At 74.0% G+C, this 18,269-nt stretch carries 18 protein-coding genes; 8 read left to right on the top strand and 10 right to left on the bottom strand.

From position 1 onward, the window contains the following. Window positions 1–38: 38 nt before the first annotated feature. The 4 genes from ACZ3YO_RS02060 to ACZ3YO_RS02075 form a co-directional block, all read right to left on the bottom strand. Window positions 39–740: a phosphoadenylyl-sulfate reductase gene (locus ACZ3YO_RS02060; protein WP_465563583.1), complete on the bottom strand. Its 702-nt coding sequence runs from the start codon at window positions 738–740 to the stop codon at window positions 39–41. Next, a complete protein-coding gene (locus tag ACZ3YO_RS02065) occupies window positions 737–916 on the bottom strand; it encodes a hypothetical protein (protein WP_396319246.1) in 180 nt (59 codons plus the stop codon). The genes ACZ3YO_RS02060 and ACZ3YO_RS02065 overlap by 4 nt, the downstream gene beginning before the upstream one ends. Further along, complete coding sequence (locus tag ACZ3YO_RS02070) at window positions 913–2,637, bottom strand: nitrite/sulfite reductase (RefSeq protein WP_465545895.1); 1,725 nt, start codon at window positions 2,635–2,637, stop codon at window positions 913–915. The genes ACZ3YO_RS02065 and ACZ3YO_RS02070 overlap by 4 nt, the downstream gene beginning before the upstream one ends. A 199-nt stretch (window positions 2,638–2,836) precedes the next feature. Beyond that, a complete protein-coding gene (locus ACZ3YO_RS02075; protein WP_353963037.1) occupies window positions 2,837–2,920 on the bottom strand; it encodes a putative leader peptide in 84 nt (27 codons plus the stop codon). Between the two features lie 175 nt (window positions 2,921–3,095). On the opposite strand from ACZ3YO_RS02075, the gene ACZ3YO_RS02080 reads away from it, so the two are divergent. Further along, window positions 3,096–4,391, top strand: coding sequence for a YihY/virulence factor BrkB family protein (locus ACZ3YO_RS02080; RefSeq protein ID WP_465563587.1), 1,296 nt, complete (start codon window positions 3,096–3,098; stop codon window positions 4,389–4,391). A 15-nt stretch (window positions 4,392–4,406) separates the two neighbouring features. Here the strand turns inward: ACZ3YO_RS02080 and ACZ3YO_RS02085 are convergent, their stop codons facing one another. After that, entirely contained in the window at window positions 4,407–5,789 is a 1,383-nt protein-coding gene (locus tag ACZ3YO_RS02085; protein WP_465563589.1) for an FtsW/RodA/SpoVE family cell cycle protein, read from the bottom strand. A 322-nt stretch (window positions 5,790–6,111) separates the two neighbouring features. On the opposite strand from ACZ3YO_RS02085, the gene ACZ3YO_RS02090 reads away from it, so the two are divergent. The 5 genes from ACZ3YO_RS02090 to ACZ3YO_RS02110 all read left to right on the top strand — a co-directional run bounded on the left by ACZ3YO_RS02090 (window position 6,112) and on the right by ACZ3YO_RS02110 (window position 11,360). Then, complete coding sequence (locus ACZ3YO_RS02090) at window positions 6,112–7,116, top strand: cytochrome c oxidase assembly protein (RefSeq protein WP_465563592.1); 1,005 nt, start codon at window positions 6,112–6,114, stop codon at window positions 7,114–7,116. Between the two features lie 342 nt (window positions 7,117–7,458). Continuing rightward, window positions 7,459–8,589 (top strand): ribosome small subunit-dependent GTPase A, encoded by a 1,131-nt coding sequence (gene rsgA / locus ACZ3YO_RS02095; RefSeq protein ID WP_465563594.1) that lies wholly within the window; start codon window positions 7,459–7,461, stop codon window positions 8,587–8,589. 43 nt (window positions 8,590–8,632) lie between these two features. Next, complete coding sequence (locus ACZ3YO_RS02100) at window positions 8,633–9,211, top strand: YdeI/OmpD-associated family protein (RefSeq protein WP_465563597.1); 579 nt, start codon at window positions 8,633–8,635, stop codon at window positions 9,209–9,211. Window positions 9,212–9,324: 113 nt separating this feature from the next. Continuing rightward, window positions 9,325–10,854 carry a DNA-3-methyladenine glycosylase 2 family protein gene (locus ACZ3YO_RS02105; protein ID WP_465563600.1) on the top strand — a complete coding sequence of 510 codons (1,530 nt, stop codon included), beginning with the start codon at window positions 9,325–9,327 and terminating at the stop codon, window positions 10,852–10,854. Beyond that, the gene (locus tag ACZ3YO_RS02110) at window positions 10,851–11,360 is read left to right on the top strand and encodes a methylated-DNA--[protein]-cysteine S-methyltransferase (protein ID WP_396319240.1); all 510 of its coding nucleotides are present in this window, start codon (window positions 10,851–10,853) and stop codon (window positions 11,358–11,360) included. The genes ACZ3YO_RS02105 and ACZ3YO_RS02110 overlap by 4 nt, the downstream gene beginning before the upstream one ends. A 134-nt stretch (window positions 11,361–11,494) precedes the next feature. Here ACZ3YO_RS02110 and ACZ3YO_RS02115 read toward each other — a convergent pair whose 3' ends face one another. Both ACZ3YO_RS02115 and ACZ3YO_RS02120 read right to left on the bottom strand, forming a co-directional pair. Then, complete coding sequence (locus ACZ3YO_RS02115) at window positions 11,495–12,025, bottom strand: GNAT family N-acetyltransferase (protein WP_465563602.1); 531 nt, start codon at window positions 12,023–12,025, stop codon at window positions 11,495–11,497. A 40-nt stretch (window positions 12,026–12,065) separates the two neighbouring features. Continuing rightward, entirely contained in the window at window positions 12,066–12,596 is a 531-nt protein-coding gene (locus ACZ3YO_RS02120) for a MarR family winged helix-turn-helix transcriptional regulator (protein ID WP_465563605.1), read from the bottom strand. 99 nt (window positions 12,597–12,695) lie between these two features. On the opposite strand from ACZ3YO_RS02120, the gene ACZ3YO_RS02125 reads away from it, so the two are divergent. Next, window positions 12,696–14,183 carry an MFS transporter gene (locus ACZ3YO_RS02125; protein ID WP_465563607.1) on the top strand — a complete coding sequence of 496 codons (1,488 nt, stop codon included), beginning with the start codon at window positions 12,696–12,698 and terminating at the stop codon, window positions 14,181–14,183. 166 nt (window positions 14,184–14,349) lie between these two features. Here ACZ3YO_RS02125 and ACZ3YO_RS02130 read toward each other — a convergent pair whose 3' ends face one another. The 3 genes from ACZ3YO_RS02130 to ACZ3YO_RS02140 all read right to left on the bottom strand — a co-directional run bounded on the left by ACZ3YO_RS02130 (window position 14,350) and on the right by ACZ3YO_RS02140 (window position 16,300). After that, on the bottom strand, window positions 14,350–15,042 hold the full coding sequence (locus ACZ3YO_RS02130) for a DUF305 domain-containing protein (RefSeq protein ID WP_465563610.1): 693 nt from the start codon (window positions 15,040–15,042) through the stop codon (window positions 14,350–14,352). Continuing rightward, a complete protein-coding gene (locus tag ACZ3YO_RS02135; protein ID WP_465563613.1) occupies window positions 15,039–15,704 on the bottom strand; it encodes a DUF3105 domain-containing protein in 666 nt (221 codons plus the stop codon). Before ACZ3YO_RS02135 ends, ACZ3YO_RS02130 begins: the two co-directional genes overlap by 4 nt. Window positions 15,705–15,838: 134 nt before the next feature. Next, window positions 15,839–16,300, bottom strand: coding sequence for a hypothetical protein (locus ACZ3YO_RS02140; RefSeq protein ID WP_465563616.1), 462 nt, complete (start codon window positions 16,298–16,300; stop codon window positions 15,839–15,841). A 343-nt stretch (window positions 16,301–16,643) separates the two neighbouring features. Here ACZ3YO_RS02140 and ACZ3YO_RS02145 point away from each other — a divergent pair, with 343 nt between their 5' ends. Then, window positions 16,644–18,251 carry a protein phosphatase 2C domain-containing protein gene (locus ACZ3YO_RS02145; RefSeq protein ID WP_465563619.1) on the top strand — a complete coding sequence of 536 codons (1,608 nt, stop codon included), beginning with the start codon at window positions 16,644–16,646 and terminating at the stop codon, window positions 18,249–18,251. Window positions 18,252–18,269: the final 18 nt, after the last annotated feature.

Consider the following 18,269-nt stretch of genomic DNA (forward strand, 5'->3'; position numbering starts at 1 on the left):
TGGTCACGGGGTGTCTCCAGACGGGTGTCGACGGTGGGTCAGAGGTGGATGCCGCACTCGGTCTTGCCGGAGCCGGACCAGCGGCCGGCCCGGGCGTCCTCGCCCTCGGCGGGCTTGCGGGTGCAGGAGAGCGGCGAGCAGCCGACCGACGTGTACCCCTCCCACAGCAGCGGGTTGAGCAGGACGCCGTTGGCGTTGACGTAGGCGTCCACGTCCTCCTGCGTCCAGCGGGCGATCGGGGCGATCTTGACCTTGCGGCGCTTGGCGTCCCAGGCGACGACGGGGGTGTCGGCCCGGGTCGGCGACTCGTCGCGGCGCAGCCCGGTGGCCCAGGCGTCGTAGCCGCCGAGGCCGCGGTTCAGCGGCTCGACCTTCCGCAGCGAGCAGCAGAGGTCCGGGTCGCGGTCGTGCAGGTGGGGCCCGTACTGGGCGTCCTGCTCTGCCACGGTCTGCAGCGGCTTGAGGGTGATGACGTTGACCGGCATCACCGCGGCCACCGCGTCCCGGGTGCCGATGGTCTCCGCGAAGTGGTAGCCGGTGTCCAGGAACACCACGTCCACGCCGGGGAAGACCGAGGAGGCGAGGTGGGCGACGACCGCGTCCTCCATGGAGGAGGTGACGCAGAACCGCTTGCCGAAGGTGTCGGCGGCCCACTTCAGGATCTCCTGCGCGGTCGCCTCCTCCAGCTCGCGGCCGGCGGCGGTGGCGATCGCCTCGTAGTCGTTCGTCGTGCCGGTCATTCCGCGGACCCCCCGCCGGTCGGACCGCCGTTGGCCGGCGAGAGCAGGCCGAGGAACTTCAACTGGAAGGCCCGGCGGCAGCCGTGGCACTCCCAGGCGCCGTGCCCGGCCTCGGACGGGCGCAGGTCCTCGTCCCCGCAGTACGGGCAGAAGAACGGGGCGGCTCGCTCACTCACGACAGCTGCTCCTCACTGGCCCGGGCCGCCCACTGGGCGAAGCGCTCGCCCTCGGCGCGGTCGGCCTGGTAGCGGGTCAGGACGCGCTCGACGTAGTCGGGCAGGCCGTCCTTGGTGACCTTGAGGCCGCGGACCTTGCGGCCGAAGCCGGCCTCCAGCCCGAGCGCGCCGCCCAGGTGGACCTGGTAGCCCTCGACCTGCTCGCCGTTCTCGCCGGTCACCAGCTGGCCCTTGAGACCGATGTCCGCGACCTGGATGCGGGCGCAGGCGTTCGGGCAGCCGTTGATGTTGATGGTCAGCGGCTCCTCGAAGTCGGGCAGCCGCTTCTCCAGCTCGTCGATGAGCGTGCGGCCGCGCTCCTTGGTCTCGACGATGGCGAGCTTGCAGTACTCGATGCCGGTGCAGGCCATGGTGCCGCGGCGGAACGGCGACGGGGTGACCCGTAGGTCCAGCGCCTCCAGGCCGGCCACCAGGGACTCCACCTGGTCCTCGGCGATGTCGAGGACGAGCATCTTCTGCTCGGCGGTGGTGCGCAGCCGGTCGCTGCCGTGGGCGGCGGCGAGGTCGGCGATCTGCCCGAGCAGCCTGCCGTCGACCCGGCCGACCCGCGGCGCGAAGCCGACGTAGAACTTGCCGTCCTTCTGCCGGTGCACGCCGACGTGGTCGCGCCAGCGGCCGCCGGGCTCCTTCGGCGCGGGGCCGTCGACCAGCCGGTACTTGAGGTACTCGTCCTCCAGGACCTGGCGGAACTTCTCCACGCCCCAGTCGGCGACCAGGAACTTCAGCCGGGCGCGGTTGCGCAGCCGGCGGTAGCCGTAGTCGCGGAAGATGCCGATCACGCCGCCGTAGACGTCCGCGACCTCGTCCAGCGGGACCCACGCGCCCAGGCGGACGCCGAGCTTGGGGTTGGTGGAGAGGCCGCCGCCGACCCAGAGGTCGAAGCCGGGGCCGTGCTCGGGGTGGACGACGCCGACGAAGGCGATGTCGTTGATCTCGTGCGCGACGTCCAGCAGCGGGGAGCCGGAGACGGCGGACTTGAACTTGCGCGGCAGGTTGGAGAAGTCCTTGTTGCCGATGAACCGGCGCTGGATCTCCTCGATGGCGGGGGTGCCGTCGATGATCTCGTCCTCGGCGATGCCGGCCACCGGGGAGCCGAGGATGACGCGGGGGGTGTCGCCGCAGGCCTCGGTGGTGGAGAGCCCGACGGCCTCCAGCTTCTGCCAGATCGCCGGGACGTCCTCGATCCGGATCCAGTGATACTGGACGTTCTGCCGGTCGGTCAGGTCCGCGGTGTTGCGGCCGTACAGCTCGGAGACCTCGGCGATCGCCTTGAGCTGGGCGACGGTCAGCCGGCCGCCGTCGATGCGGACCCGGAGCATGAAGTACTCGGCGTCCAGCTCGTGCGGGTCCAGGATCGCGGTCTTGCCGCCGTCGATGCCCTCCTTGCGCTGGGTGTACAGACCCCACCAGCGCATCCGGCCGCGCAGGTCGGCGGGGTCGATCGAGTCGAAGCCGCGGTGCGCGTAGATCGTCTCAATACGTGTCCGCACATTGAGACCGTCGTCATCCTTCTTGAACTGCTCGTTGGCGTTCAGAGGAGTGAAGTGCCCCATGCCCCACTGGCCCTCACCGCGGTGGCGGGTCACCTTGCGCGGCGCGGCGGGACGGCGCGCGGCGGCGCTGTCGGCCGTGGGCTCGGCGGTCTCGGGAGTGGTGGCCATGGTGAAGTCCTTCGGGGCAGGTGGCTCTGACGCCGGGTGGGTCGCTGGACGTGCACGGCGGTACGGTGCTGCTGTGACCTGCTGGTTTGTCAGGGCCGGGAGAGCAGTGGCCGGGGCCGGGCGGGCGCCTGCGCATCCGCTTCAGCGGGGATGGCAAGGGTGGTGGCGCCGGGTGCGGTGGGTGGCGGCGGGGTGGGGCTCAGATCACCGGACACATGGCGCTGGACACGCGAAGGAGATCGACGTGGAGTCGACCTACTAGGGTGGTTCCGGCGCTAGGCATGGCAAGAGATTCGCACGGCGCACGACGTGCGGTCCACTAACGTCCGTATTCTGGACGCAAAGGTTTCGCATTTCGAGATGCCTGGGCGTTCCCGCCGCTCGCCGGTCCGGCACCCGGTGACCGCCGTCCGACACGGAGATCAACGGACCCGTTCCGGCCCGATACCGTTAGCCCTGTGCAACCAGCAGGCGAAACGACGAGACCGAACCCCGAGCGGCCCTCCCGTCGTCGGGGCAGGGGCTCCCGGCGGGCGGCCAAGCAGGTCACCTGGCGCAGTACGGCCTGGGCCCTGGTCAAGGACACCACCAACACCTGTGTCGAGTACCGGGTCACCGGCCTCGCCGCCGAGGCGGCGTTCTTCACCCTGCTGTCCATCCCGCCGCTGCTGCTCTGCCTGGCCGGCACCCTCGGTTACCTGGACGACTTCCTCGGCGCGGGCACGATCGACAAGCTCAAGCAGGACATCCTCACGGCCTCCGGGACGGTCCTGTCGGACTCGTCCATCAAGGAGGTCGTCGTCCCGCTGCTGGACGAGGTCTTCAACCACACCCGGCCCGACCTGGTCTCGATCGGCTTCCTGCTCTCGCTCTGGTCCGGCTCCCGGGCGCTCTACATCTTCATCGACACCATCACCGTGATGTACGGGCTCGACGGCAAGCGCGGCATCGTCAAGACCCGGCTGATGTCACTCGGCCTCTACCTCGGTGCGCTGGTGATCGGCTCCCTGGTGCTGCCGCTGCTGCTGGCCGGGCCGGGCCTGGTGCAGAACGCCGTGCAGGACCTCGCGACCGTGGTCAACGCGCTCTACTGGCCGTTCGCGATCCTGCTGCTGATCGTCTCGCTCACCACGCTCTACCACCTGGCCGTGCCGGTCTCCACCCCGTGGCGCGAGGACATCCCCGGTGCCCTGGTGGCCCTGGTCGTCCTGGTCTTCTGCAGCGTGGGTCTCCGGCTGTACCTGGTCAGCTCGGTCGAGGGCCGGTCGGCGTACGGCTCGCTGGCCGCGCCGGTGGCCGTCCTGCTCTGGATCTTCGTGGTCGCGCTCGCGGTGCTGATCGGCGCCGCGATGAACGCCGCCATAGACCGCCGCTGGCCCACCCTGGAGACCGCCGACGCCCGCGCCGAGAACGAGCGCGCCCACGAGGAGGCGGCCGCGGCCGTGGTCCGCGAGGTCGCCGCCCGGCGCGCCGTCGAACGCGCCCGGCGGGCACGCGAGCTGGGCCTCGGCGAGGGTGCCGAGGAGGAGTACTGGGAGGAGGAGGGCGAGGACGTCGACGTGCCCTCCGAGTACCCGGAGCGCTGGGCCGACGTGCTCGCGGCCGACAACGTCCGGGCCCGGCTCACCACCCGCGGCGGCGGCCCGCACCACCGGCCGGCCCCGCCGCCCCCGGACAGCGACCGGCCGACCGCGCCGCCGCCCGAACACCCGCTGCCCGGCCACCCGCCCCGGCCGCCGTGGGACCAGCGCTGACCCCTCCCGCCGGTGCTACCGGGCGGGCTTCAGCGCCGTCCGCCCGGCCGAGTCGCTGAGCTTCAGCAGCAGGGCGGTCATCAGCCAGTTCGCCAGCAATGACGAGCCGCCGGCCGCCAGGAAGGGCAGCGCCTTGCCGGTCAGCGGGATCAGCCCGCTGACCCCGCCCACCACCACGAACACCTGGAGCGCCAGGGCGGCCGACAGCCCGGTGGCCAGCAGCTTCCCGAAGGGGTCGGTCAGGCCGATCGCCGTCCGCAGCCCGCGCTGCACCAGCAGGCCGTAGAGCAGCAGCACCGCCGTCACCCCGGTCAGGCCCAGCTCCTCGCCGATGGTGGTGAAGATGAAGTCGCTGCGCCCGGCGAAGCCGATCTCCCAGGAGTGGCCGAGGCCGAGCCCCGTCCCGGTCAGGCCGCCGGTGCCCAGGCTGAACAGCGCCTCGGCGGGCTGGGCCGAGATCAGCGCCGGGTCGTGCTTGGGGAGGTAGTAGTCCAGCGGGTGCAGCCAGGCCTCCACCCGGCCGTGCACGTGCGGCTCCAGGGTGCCGACCGCGGCCGCGCCGCCGACCGCCATCAGCAGGCCGATCACCGTCCAGCTCGTCCGCTCGGTGGCCGTGTAGAGCATCACCACGAAGACACCGAAGAAGATCAGCGAGGTGCCGAGGTCGCGTTCGAAGACCAGCACCAGCAGGCTGACCACCCAGATCGTCAGCACCGGCCCGGCGTGCCGGCCGCGCGGCAGGGTCAGCCCCCAGACCCGGCGGCCGGCCAGCGCCAGCACGTCCCGGTAGGTCATCAGGTAGCCGGCGAAGAAGATCGTGATGGCGACCTTGACGAACTCGTCCGGCTGGAAGGAGAGCCCGCCGAGCCGGATCCAGCGCTTCGCCCCGAAGGTGTCGCCGGGGAAGAAGGCGGGCGCGGCCAGCAGGATCAGCGCGCCCGTCATCAGCAGGTAGACGTACCGCTGGAAGGCGCGGTGGTGGCGCACCGCCACGATCAGCACCACGGCCGCCACCACGGCGATCACCACCCAGGTCAGCTGGGACGGCGCGGTCGGGACCTTCTGCCAGTCACCCTTGGCGGCGTGGGCGAGCCGGTAGGAGAAGTCCAGGCGGTCGAGCAGGACCAGGCCGAATCCGGTCAGCAGCACCGCGAGCGGCAGGATCAGCGGGTCCGCGTACGGGGCGAAGCGGCGTACCGCCAGATGGGCGGCCAGCGCCAGCAGGCCCAGGCCGGTGCCGTGCGCCGCCAGGCCGGGCGGCAGGCGGCCGGTCAGCCCCAGGGCGGCGTCGGCGTGCCCGGCCAGGCAGACCAGGACCGCGAGGACGAGCAGGAGGAGCTCGACGTTGCGAAGGCGCGTGGCCCGGCGGCGGCCCTCGCCGCGTGCAGTGCTCGGCACCCCTGCGTCTCCCCGCTCGACCCCGTGGGCGCGGTGCCGACGGCATACCGGTCCAGACGAGCCCCGGCGGTACGGCGGTTGCGGTGCGGGTGCGGGTGCGTCGGCGATGGGGCGCGGTCGAGGTCCGACGCGGACGAGGACAGGACTTGACCTCGGCAAAACCTTGAGGGGCCCAGGCAAAGCCTTGTCCAGCCCGAGGTATGGAAACGCCCCCCGAGGCCGGTGATCCACTCCGGCCCGGCCATCATGGCCGGGCGCCGTCCACTCCGCCCGGACGGCGGCGAGGCGGCGACGGCACGGCACGGACGGGGTGAGCGGACGGATGGACGGCTCGGCGCAGGCGACCGGCTACCACGGACCGCCGCCCTGGCGGTGGGCCGACCTGGCCACCTCGTGGACGGCCGAGCCACTGGTGCTCACGCTCGCCGTGCTGCTCGGCGGCTGGTACCTGTACGCCGCGCGGACGGCCGGCCGGGCCGGGCCGGAGCGCTGGCAGCCGACCAGGACCGCCGCCTTCCTCGGCGGGCTGCTGCTCTGGGTCTGGGCCACCTGCTCCGGCGTCGGCGTGTACGAGCGGGTGCTGTTCACCGACCGGGCGGTGCAGGTCGTGCTGCTGCTGATGCTGGTCCCGCTGCTGCTCGCACTCGGCGCGCCGGTCTCGCTGCTGGCCCGCTCGTCACCGCCGGACCGCCGCGAGCGGATCCTGCGGGTGCTGCGCAGCCGCCCGTCCAAGGTGCTGATGTTCCCGGCCGTGTCGACCGCCCTGCTGCTGGCCCCGCCGTGGCTGCTGTACTGCACCCCCTGGTACGAGGAGTCGCTGACCAGCCCGGTGGGGAACACCGTGCTGCACCTGGCACTGGTCGCGCTCGGGCTGGCGTACTTCTGGCCGCGGCTGCAGATCGACCCGGTCGGGCACGAGTACCCGCACCTGGTCGGCCTGTTCATCACCTTCGCGGAGGTGATCTTCGACGCGGCGCTCGGCATCCTGCTGATCTACGGGGGCCATCGCGTCGCCGGGCACTACTACGACGCGCTCGGCCGGCCCTGGGGCCCGAGCCCGGCGCAGGACCAGACCTGGGGCGGCAACGCGCTCTGGGTGCTCGGGGACCTGGTCGGGCTGCCGTTCCTGGCCGCGCTGGTCCGCCGCATGATCGTGCAGGGGCGGGAGGAGACCGCCGCCGTGGACGCCGAACTGGACGCCCGCTTCGAGGCGGCGGCCGCCGAGGCACGGGCGACGGGCGCGCCGGCCGAGGACGAACAGGGCATGCGGCCCTGGTGGCTGGACGACCCCGGCCTGCGGAACCGGTACGGCGGGTCGTCGTCCTGAAGCCCGTGGCGGAAGGCCGTCGGCGGGCCGGCTGTTCCACCGCCCCGGCCGCTCCACCGCCCCGCCCGCTCAACGGCCCCGCCCGCTTCACCGCAGCTCAAAAACCGGTTGGCAGGGGCGGCAGCGCTCGTTACGGTGTGATCAGTCCGATCGGGGGGCCGCGTTCTTGCCGGCCCGAGAAGAAGCAGGAGGTGAGCCTCGTGGCTGTCGCTGTCGTCACGGCTGCCCTGAGCAGCGCTCGCACACACCACCTCTCCCTCCCGGCCGTCGGCTGACACCGCCGCACTCGCGCGCGCAGCCGTAGCCCGGCGGGATCACTTTCCTCCCGAAGGGCCCACTGCGTTGTTCAACGCTGCCTCCGTTTCCTCTTCTCCTTCTCTCCTCACCTCCTCCGAGACCTCGGACTCCGCGCTGGCCGGCTACGGCTGGACGTCCGAGTCCGCGGAGCGCTTCGCCCCGCTCGCCGAGGCCGGGCTGACGCCTGCCCGGATCGTCCGCGTCGACCGGGGCCAGTGCGACGTCGTCCTGGCCGACCCGGAGACGGGCGCGCTGCGTACCGTCCGGGCCGACACCCGGCCGGTCGGCGACGCCGACATGATCAACTGCCCGTGCACCGGCGACTGGGCGGCCGTGGACCTCGCGGCCCAGCCGATGCCGGCCGTCGCGGCGCTGCTGCCGCGCTCCACCGCGATCATCCGCAAGGTGGCCGGCAAGCGGTCCGACGGCCAGGTGCTGGCCGCCAACGTCGACACCGTCGTGATCGCCGCCTCGCTCGCCGCCGAGCCCGACCTCGGCCGGATCGAGCGCTTCCTCGCCCTGGCCTGGGAGTCCGGTGCCGAGCCGGTCGTCGCCCTCACCAAGGCCGACCTGGTGGACGACGCCGACTTCATCCGCGCCGACGTCGAGTCCATCGCCCCCGGCGTCACCGTGCTGGTGGTCAGCGCCGAGACCGGCGAAGGGGTGGACGTGCTGCGCGCCTGCACGCCCGGCACCACCGCCGTGATCGGTCAGTCCGGCGTCGGCAAGTCCACCCTGACCAACGTGCTGGCCGGCGCCGACGTGATGGCCGTCCAGCAGGCCCGCGCGGTCGACCAGAAGGGCCGCCACACCACGACCACCCGGGAGCTGATCCCGCTGCCCGGCGGCGGGGTGCTGATCGATACCCCCGGTCTGCGTGAGGTCGGCCTCTACGGCGGCGAGGGCGTCGCGATGGCCTTCTCCGACATCGAGGAGCTGGCCGAGGACTGCCGCTTCCACGACTGCGGCCACCACACCGAGCCCGGCTGCGCCGTCCGGGCCGCGCTGGCGGACGGCACGCTTCCGCAGCGCCGGATGGACAGCTACCTCAAGCTCCAGCGCGAGAGCGAGTGGATCGCCTCCCGCTCGGACGCCCGGCTGGCCTCGGCCCGGCTGAAGAAGTGGAAGACCATGACCAAGTCGCTGCGCGCTTCGGGAGGCCCCGTGAAGAAGTGACCGTCACGGCGGCCGGGCCCCTCCGGCCCGGCCGCCGGGTGTCATGGACGAGATCGACGGGGTGGAGATCATCGCCTTTCCGGACGCCGAGGCGTTCGAGACCTGGCTCGGCGAGCACCACACCCGCCGGGAGGGCGTGTGGATCAAGCTGGCCAAGAAGAAGACCGGCATCCCGACGGTCAGCAGCGACGAACTGGTCGACCTCGGGCTCTGCTACGGCTGGATCTCCGGGCAGCGCAGGCCGCTCGACGCGCAGTACTACCTGCAGAGGTACGTGCCGCGCCGCCCCAGGAGCCTCTGGTCGCAGGTGAACGTCGAGAAGGTGGCGGAGTTGACGGCGGCCGGGCGGATGCGCGAACCCGGGCTGGCCGAGGTGCGCCTGGCCCAGCGGGACGGGCGTTGGGCGGCGGCCTACGAGTCGCAGAGGACGGCGACGGTGCCGCCCGACCTCGCGGCGGCGCTCGCCGCCGACCCCGCGGCGGGCAGGGCGTTCGAGGCGCTCGACCGGACGGGGCGGTACCAGCTGATCCTGCCGCTGCTCCAGGCGCTCACGCCGCAGGCCCGGCAGACGCGGCTCGCCAAGGCGCTTCGCACCCTGGCGGGCGGCGACCGGCCGGCGTGACCGGGCGTGGCGCCCGCCGCGGCAGGCCTCCGGGCCGGCCCCGGCACGGCCCCCCGACGCCCGTGTCCGATATCCGCCAGTCGACCGGCCTCCGGTGCCGCAGACTGGACTGCGTGATCGACGACGACATCCGGTACCGAGCCGTGGACAGCCGCGACGCCCGCTTCGACGGCGTCTTCTTCACGGCCGTCACCTCGACCGGCATCTACTGCCGACCGAGCTGCCCCGCCGTGACCCCCAAACGCGCCAACTGCACCTTCTACCCCAGCGCGGCCGCCGCCCAGGGCGCCGGGTTCCGCGCCTGCCGCCGCTGCCGCCCCGACTCGGTGCCCGGCTCGCCGGAGTGGAACCACCGCGCCGACCTGGTCGGTCGCGCCATGCGGCTGATCGGCGACGGCGTGGTCGACCGCGAGGGGGTCGCCGGCCTCGCCGACCGCCTCGGCTACAGTGCCCGCCAGCTCCAGCGCCAGCTCACCGCCGAACTCGGCGCCGGGCCGATCGCCCTGGCCCGCGCCCGCCGCGCGCAGACCGCCCGGCTGCTGCTCCAGACCACCGAACTGCCGGTCACCGAGATCGCCTTCGCGTCCGGCTTCGCCTCCGTCCGGCAGTTCAACGACACCGTCCGCGAGGTCTACGACCGCACCCCCAGCGGGCTGCGCGCCGAGGTCACCGCCGGCCGCCGGACCGCCACCCCCGCCGGCGGCCTCACCCTGCGCCTCGCCTACCGCGGCGCGCTCGACAGCGACCACCTGATCGACTTCCTCGCCCTGCGCGCCGTTCCCGGCGTGGAGGAGGTCGTCCCCGGCGCGCGACCCGGCGTCCGCACCTACCGCCGCACCCTCGCCCTCCCGTACGGGCACGGCATCGCCGAGGTCGACGGCCTCGCGCCCGAGGAGCCGCGCACGCGCGGGTGGCTGGACTGCCGGCTCTTCCTCACCGACCTGCGGGACCTGCCCACCGCGGTCCAGCGGGTGCGGATCCTCTTCGACCTCGACGCCGACCCGGACGCCGTCGACGAGCAGCTCGGCGCCGACCCGGTCCTCGGCGCGCTGGTCCGCTCCCGCCCCGGCCTGCGCTCACCCGGCCACGTCGACCCGCACGAGCTGGCCGTCCGCGCCGTGCTCGGCCAGCAGATCACCGTCGGCGCCGCCCGCACCCTGGCCGCCCGGCTCGCCGAGAAGTACGGCACCGCGCTGCCCGAGCCCAGCGGCGGCCTGCGGCTGATCTTCCCGAGCGCGGCCGCCCTCGCCGTGGCAGATCCCGAGGACTTCGCCATGCCGGCCGCCCGCCGCCGGGCGCTCACCGGCCTCTGCGCCGCCCTGGCCGAAGGCGTCGTGCGGCTCGACGGCGGCGTCGACCGCGAGGACGCCGCCGCCCAACTGCTCGCCCTGCCCGGCATCGGCCCCTGGACCGTCGGCTACCTGCGGATGCGGGCCCTGGCGGACCCGGACGTCTTCCTGCCCACCGACGTCGGCATCCGCCACGGCCTCACCCGGCTCGGCGCCCCCGGCGACCCGAAGTCCGCCGCCCACGTGGCCGGGGCCTGGGCACCCTGGCGCTCGTACGCCGTCCACCGGCTCTGGGCGGGCGCCGCGAGCGACCACAGCACCGAGAGCACCGGAACGGAGATGCAGGACGCATGACCACCACCGTCTTCACCCACATGGAGAGCCCGTTCGGCCGGCTGCTGCTCAGTGGCGTCCTGCCGGAGGACGGCGGACCGGCCGCCCTGGCCACCGTCACCGCCCCCGGCCAGAAGTACGCGCTCGCCGAACCGGCGGACGCCTGGGTCCACGATCCGGACGCCCTCGCCGAGCCGGTCGCCCAGCTCACCGCGTACTTCGCCGGTGAACGCACCACCTTCGACCTCCCGCTCGCCCCCGTCGGCACCGAGTTCCGCCGGCAGGTCTGGGCCGCCCTCGACGAGATCCCCTATGGCGAGACGGTCACCTACGGTCAGCTGACCGACCTCGCGGGCGCCTCCCCGAAGGCCGTCCGCGCCGTCGGCGGCGCCGTCGGCGCCAACCCCCTGCTCATCGTCCGCCCCTGCCACCGCGTCCTCGGCGCCAACGGGGCCCTCACCGGTTTCGCCGCCGGCACCGACCGGAAACGGTGGCTGCTGGACCTGGAGAGCGGGACGTTGTTCTGAGGCTGCGTGAATCGGACGTGAGTCAGACGTGGATCAGTGAAGCGGATCGGACGCCGAGGTCGTCCGGCAGGAGCCGGAGGGCCGCGTGATCGGTCAGCGGCCGGATGGCGCGCGTGGTCCGTCGACGGCGGCAGCTATTCGGCCTTCGCCCGCAGGGTGACGCGCCAGTTGTTGCTGCGCATGGGGCGGCCGGGCGGGAACTCGAAGTCCGTCTCACCCAGGAGGGTGAAGCCGGCCTTGCGGCAGACGGCGTTGGACGCGGGGTTGCCGATGGACGGGAAGGCGTGCAGATGCCGGTGCCGGGCCGAGGTGCGGGCGGCGGTGACGGCCAGGCGGACGGCGGCGACGGCGATGCCGCGGCCCTGGTGGGGCGGGAGGACGTTCCAGCCCATCTCGTGGACGGTCTCGCCCTGCCAGCTGCGGGTGCCGTAGCCGACGGTGCCGACGGGTTCGCCGGCAGCGTCGCCCTCGGGGACCAGGACGATGCGGTACATGCAGCCGATGCCCGAGGGCACGAAGTCCAGGTAGCGGCGGTGGCGGACGAGGAGTTGTTCCTCCGTCTCCGGGCCGCCGACGTGCTGCTTCATCTCGGGGACGTTGACCCGGCGGAGCAGGGCGAGGTCGGCGTCGGTCCAGGGTTCGAGGCGGAGGTGCGCGGGGTCCATCCCGGGACGGTAGCCTCGGCCGCCGCCCGGCGGCACCGGATTATTCGGGGGCGGCCGGCCGGGCGAGGGCGCGGGCGAGGTTGTCGAGGGCGGGGAGCGCCTGCGTGACGGCCTCGCGGTCGGCGGGGGAGAGGGCGTCGAGGGCGGTCGCGATGCGGCGCTCGTGGGCCTGCTGCCAGTCGTCGAGCTGGCCCCGGCCGGCCGGGGTGAGGGCGATGCGGGCGGTGCGGCGGTCGCCGGGGTCGGCCTGGCGGTCGACGAAGCCGGCTTCCAGGAGCTTGCCGACCAGACCGCTGACGGTGTTGGGGGCGAGCCGCTGGCGGGCGGCGAGTTCGCCGACCCGGAGCGGGGCGGCGGCGAGCGTCTGGAGGAGTTCGACCTGCGCCATCGGCAGGGACTCCCACGGGTAGTCGGTGCGGATGCTGCTGCGCAGGGCGCGGCGCAGCCGGGTGACCACGTCGGTGAGCCGCCGGGCGCGTTCGATCGCCGGGGGTGCGAGTTCCGGACGTTCGGCGGCCTCGTGCCGCTGGGGTTCGGCGGCGGGGTCGGGAACGGGCGGTGACGGCGACATGGCGGACAGCGTATCGCCTGGTGATGACCGTTCCGACGTTCCGTTCGCATGCCGATCAGCTCGTTGAGAGAACATGTCTGCATCAGATATATTCCCCGCATGAACGCCACCGACCTCGCCGCCCGACTGCTCACCGAGCACCCCCGGCCGCGCGGCATCGCCCGGTGGCGGCACGCCCACTGGCTGGCCGTCGGCACCGTCTGCCTCGGGGCGTTCCTCGGCCAGCTGACCGCCAGCGTCACCGCCCTCGTCTTCCCCGCGCTCGGCAGCCACTTCCGGGCCGGCTTCGCCGCCGTCGAGTGGGTCGCGCTGGCCTACCTGCTGGTGCTGGTGGCCCTGCTCGCGCCGATCGGCTGGCTCTCCGACCTGGTCGGCCGCAAGACCATGTACCTCGGCGGCTTCGCCGTCTTCGGGCTGGCCTCGCTCGGCGCCGGCCTGGCCGGCGGCCTCGGGGTGCTGGTGGCCTGCCGGGCGGTGCAAGCGGTCGGCGGCGCGATGATGCAGGCCAACAGCGTAGCCCTGGTGGCCCGCGGCGTCCCCGAGCACGCGATGCGGCGGGCGCTGGGCATCCAGGCGGCCGCGCAGGGGCTCGGCCTGGCACTCGGTCCGAGCCTCGGCGGGCTGCTGGTGGAGCACGCCTCCTGGCGCTGGGTGTTCTGGATCAACGTGCCGATCGGGGCGCTGGGCATCCTGGCCGGCTGGTTCCTGCTGCCCCGGACCCGCGCCGAGGGCACACCTGCGGAGAAGGAGGGCGAGCGGGCCGGGACGGAGGACGAGGGCCGCTTCGACCTGCCCGGCCTGCTGCTGCTCACCGGCGCCACCACCGCACTGCTGCTCGCCCTCTCCACCGCCTCCGGCCTGCCGCTGCCCGGCTGGGCGGTCGGCGTGCTGGTGCTCGCCTCGGCGGTGCTCACGCTCGGCCTCGTCCGCCAGGAGCGGCGGGCGAGCCGGCCGCTCCTGGCGCCGGGGCTCGTCAACACCCCCGGGGTGCGGCCGGGGCTGGTGGTCGCGCTGATCGGCTACCTGCTGCTGTTCTGCCCGCTGGTGCTGGGCCCGGTGCTGCTCACCGGGGCGGGCGTCCCGCCGGCGAGGGCAGGCCTGGTGATCACGCTGCTCCCGGCCGCGTTCGCACTCGCGGCGACGGTCGGCGGCGGTCTGCTGCCCCGGAGCTGGTCGGACGTCGCCCGCTGCCGGGCCGGCGCGGCCGTCGCGGGCGCCGGGCTGCTGCTGTTCGCGGTGGTGCCGGTGGGCGGCGAGCCCTCGGCCGGCCCGCTGCTGCCGGCCGCCCCGCTGGTGGTCGCCGGCTGCGGGCTCGGCCTGCTGCTGCCCGCCAACAACGCGCTGGTGATGCGGGCGGTCCCGGCGGAGTGTTCGGCGGTCGGCGGCGGGATGGTGAACATGGCCCGCAGCCTCGGTACGGCCCTCGGGACGGCGCTGCCCGTCCTCGGCGTCCATCTGGCGGGCGCGGCGTCCGGCGGCCGGGCGGTGCTGCTCGGCCTCGCCGCCGTCGCCGCCCTGGCGGTGGCGCTGGTCCGGCCGGCCCGCGTCCGCGGGCCGGCCCCCGCCCGGACCCCGGCAGGCGTCTGACGGGCCGGCGGCGCCAGCCGAACCGTGCAGAGCCGAAGGTGCAGAGCCGGCCGCGCCAACCGAACCGGGCAGAGCCGGACCGCGCAGGGGCGAACCGCGAAAGGGCCGGGGTGTGGCGGACGGTCGGGCCGTCCGCCACACCCCGGCCCTTTCGGGGCGCGGAGCGTCAGGCGGGAACGCCGGGGGCGGCGCCGCGCTCCGTGAGCATGTCGGTGATCAGCTGGATCTCGGACGTCTGCCCGACCACCATCGACTGGGCGAGGCGCTTCTCGGTCTCGTTCTTGGCCAGGTCGACATAGCCCTGGGCCATCTCCACCCCGCCCTTGTGGTGCTCCAGCATCAGCTGCAGGTAGTACACCTCGGCCTCACGCCCGCCGAGCGAGCGCAGCTTGGCGAGCTGGGCGTTGGTGGCCATGCCGGGCATCAGCGAGCCGTCGTGCGCGTCGTAGGTGTGGTTCATCTTCATCCATGCCATCGGCTTGGCCGGCGAGTGCTGCGGGAGCCTCCACTGGTCGAGCCAGCCCATCATCATCCCGCGCTGGTTGGCCTGGGTGTTGATGATGTCGAAGGCGAGGGTGCGGACCGGCTCGTCGCCCGTCCGGTCGCGGACGATGAACGACAGGTCGACGGCCTGCTGGTGGTGGGTCGCCATGTCGCGGGCGAACCCGGCCTCGGGGGAGTCGCCCGCCGGGGCCGTCAGCGAGGACGAGCCGGAGGCGGACGTCCCGCTCGCCACCAGCGCGGGCACCCCGAGGGCGAGGGCGACCGCGGCGGCCAGCGCGGCCGGCCACCAGAGCCGCCGGCGGGAGGTGCCGGGGGCCTCGTCCGCGTCCTCGGGTGTCGCCGCGTCCGTGGTCACATCGCCCCCATGGTGCAGGACGCGCCCGGCTCCTGGGTCTGCTGGCCCTGCACGTACTTGGTGAAGAACTCGTTCACCCGGGGGTCGTTGGCGTTGTCCACGATCAGCTGGGTGCTCCACGCGTTCAGCGTGATGGTGCCCTGCTCGTCCGGGTACGGGCTCATCAGCGAGTACGGGGTGGCCTTCACCTTGTCGGAGAGCGTCTTGATGTCGTCCGGCGTGGCCTTGCCGTTGTACGTCACCCAGACCGCGCCGTGCTCCAGCGAGTGGACGGCGCGCTCGTTCTCGACCGGCTGGTCGTAGACGTGGCCCATGCAGTCCAGCCAGACGGCGTTGTGGTCGCCGCCGACCGGCGGGGTCATCGGGTAGGTGACCTTCTCCTTGACGTGGTTGCGGCTCAGGTCGCCGAAGGTCTTCACGCCGTCGATCGGCGCGTTGGCGGCGGCCTCCTTGGCCTTCTTGTCGTTGTTGGCGTCGACCACGATCCAGGTGCCGGTGGCTATCGCGGCGATCACCAGCACGCCTACGAGCACGGAGGCGAGGATCTTGTTGCGGCGGTCGCGGCGCTGCTCGGCGGCGCGGAGCTCGACGATCCGGGCGCGGCGGTCCGCCGTGCCCTGCTTGCCGCCGGGCTTGTTGGACTGCTTGGAGGCGGAACCCATGTGGTGTCCTTGTCCCCGCCGCACGCTGCTGGCGCGGCGGTCTGAAGTGGGGGGCGGAGGGGCGGATCCGTCGGTGCCGTCCGTCCTGCCGGTCCGCTCGGACGGGCAGGGGGGCGGCCGGCGGTGGGTTCCGCTCAGGACCGGTGGACTTGGAGCGCGTGCAGGTCGGGTGCCGGGTGCGAACCGTCCAGCAGCCCCCGCGGCACCACCCGGGGCAGGGCCTCGGGCGGGTCCGGGCGGGGCGCCACGGCGGGCTGGGGCTGCGGCGGCGCGTTGGGGAGCTGGGCGTCCTGGCCGCAGTACGGGTGGCCGGAGCAGCCGTTGTTGCGGTGCGGCGGCTCGCCGTCGGCGGAGCACCACGTCCAGTGCCGGGGTCCGTCGACATGGCGGGGCGGGTGTACCGCGTCCGCTGCCCCCGGCACCGCCGGCGCCTCGGCGGTCAGGCTCGCGGACAGGCCGGCGGACAGGCCGGCGAGGGTGGTGGACGTCGCGGCCGCCGACGGGCCGGACCGGTCGGCCGAGGCCGCCTGGGCCTGACCCGCGCACGGCAGCGCGGTCAGCAGTCCGACCAGCAGCAGGACCCACAGCACACCCACCGGGCGACCCGCGACTGCGGACCTCCCCGGTCGGGACGATCTGGGGGCCGACGCGGTCATGCGCACATTTAATCAGCCGAACGAGTGAAGCGATGCCCCTCCTCGGCCCTCATTTTCGGCGCCCGAAGGGGTCGAACACCCTGTAAACGCCCTGCTCGGGGCAAGTCCGGCAAGCACGGACGGAACGGAAGCGGAACACCGGGCGAACCCGGCGATCGGGATCATCCGATCAGTGCACGGTATGTCGCCGAAACCCGGACAGCGTCGTTGCTCTTGGAGACAATGACGTCGAGTCCGGCCCCGCCGGGGGCGGCGCGCACACGGACCGACCAGGAGCCGCCAGATGAGCAAAAAGGGTGCACCCGCACAGCAGCACCGGTCGGACGACGGCTGGTGGGACACGGTCTACGAAGGGCCGGCGGGCACCCTCCCGGACACCCCCGACGCGCAACCGGGGGAGGGCAGCGTCGACGACTGGTTCGAGACGGCGGCCGGGATGATCGGGCGGCAGCGGACGGACGAGGCAGTCGCCGAGACGGTGGCCGAGGCCGCGGACGCGGGTACGGAAGCGCCTGCCGAGCGGGCGCGTGCCGACGAGGTCGTCGCGCAGGAGGCGGTGCTGGAGCGGGACAGCATCGACGACTGGTTTGACACCGCGATCGGGGTGATCGGGCAGCAGCGCGACCCGGAGGAGACACACCGGTTCCCGGCCCCGCCCTGGGCGGCAGCCGAGGCGGAGGTGGCAGCGGCTGCGGAGGTGGGAAAGGGGACGGAACCGGAGGCCGAGGTCGACCCCGGGCCGGCTCACGTTCCGGAGAAGACAGCCGAATCCACGCCCGAACCCGAACCTGAGCCCGAACCCGAAGCCGTACGGGAACCCGCGCCGGATCCCGTTCCGGAACCCGCGCCGGTCGTCGCACGGGAGCCGGAGCCCGTCGCGCCCGAACCTGAAGCCGTACCGGAACCCGAGCCCCGGCCCGGCCCCGCCCCCGCCCCCGCGCCGCGCCCCGCCCCCCGGTCGGTGCTCGCCGGTGCCGGGCCCACCGTGCCGCACGTCGGCGAGCGCCCGCCCACGTACGGGCCCGAGCCGACCGTCGTGCCCGAGGCGGACCCCGGCGCACTCGGCGCCGTCGTGCCGGACACCGTCCTGGAGGGTGCCCAGTACGGCGCCGCCACCCTGCGGGCCGTCTCCGTCCGCGGCGACTCCGCCCGCTACCGCGGCGAGCCCCGCCGGGACACGCTGCTGGTGACCAGGTTCGGCGAGGCCCCCGACGGGCTGCTGCTCGCCGCGCTCGGCGGCTTCGACCGCACCGGCGCGGACGGCGAGGTGGCCGCCGAGGCCGTCGCCATCGCCACCGCCGAGGCCGTCCGCCAGCTCGCCACCGCGATCGGCCGCAGCCGGACCGGGCTCGCCGCCGACCTGCGCGACGGCGCCCGCGACCGCCTCCGGTACGGCCTCCAGCGCCTCGCCACCAGCGCGGCCGCCCCGTTGCGTGCGCTCGCCCACGACCCGGAGGGCGACGACGGCGCGGCGTCCCCGGCCGCGCTGCACTGCATGCTGCTCCCGCTCGACCCGGAGGCCTCCTACCGGGCGGCCTTCGGGGTCGGCCCGGGCGGGCTCTACCTGCTGCGGTCCGGCCACTGGATCGACGCGTACGCCGCGCGGCTGCTGCACCACCCGGACGGCCAGCCGCCGGTGCCGGACGCGCCGGCGCCGGACCGGCGCCCGTTCCGCTTCCGGATGGTCCCGGCCACCCCGGGCGACATCCTGCTGCTCTGCACCCCCGGCCTGGCCCGCCCGATCGCCGACGAGCCGGCCGTCGCGCACTTCCTCTCCTCCCACTGGGCGCACCCCCACCCCCCGGGCACCGTCGACTTCCTCCGCCAGGTCCAGGTCCGTGCCAAGGGCTACGCCGACGACCGCACGGCCGCCGCCGTCTGGACGGAGTGAGGCGCGGGGAGCGGCCCG

The sequence above is a fragment of the Kitasatospora sp. NPDC022785 genome, assembly GCF_055561295.1.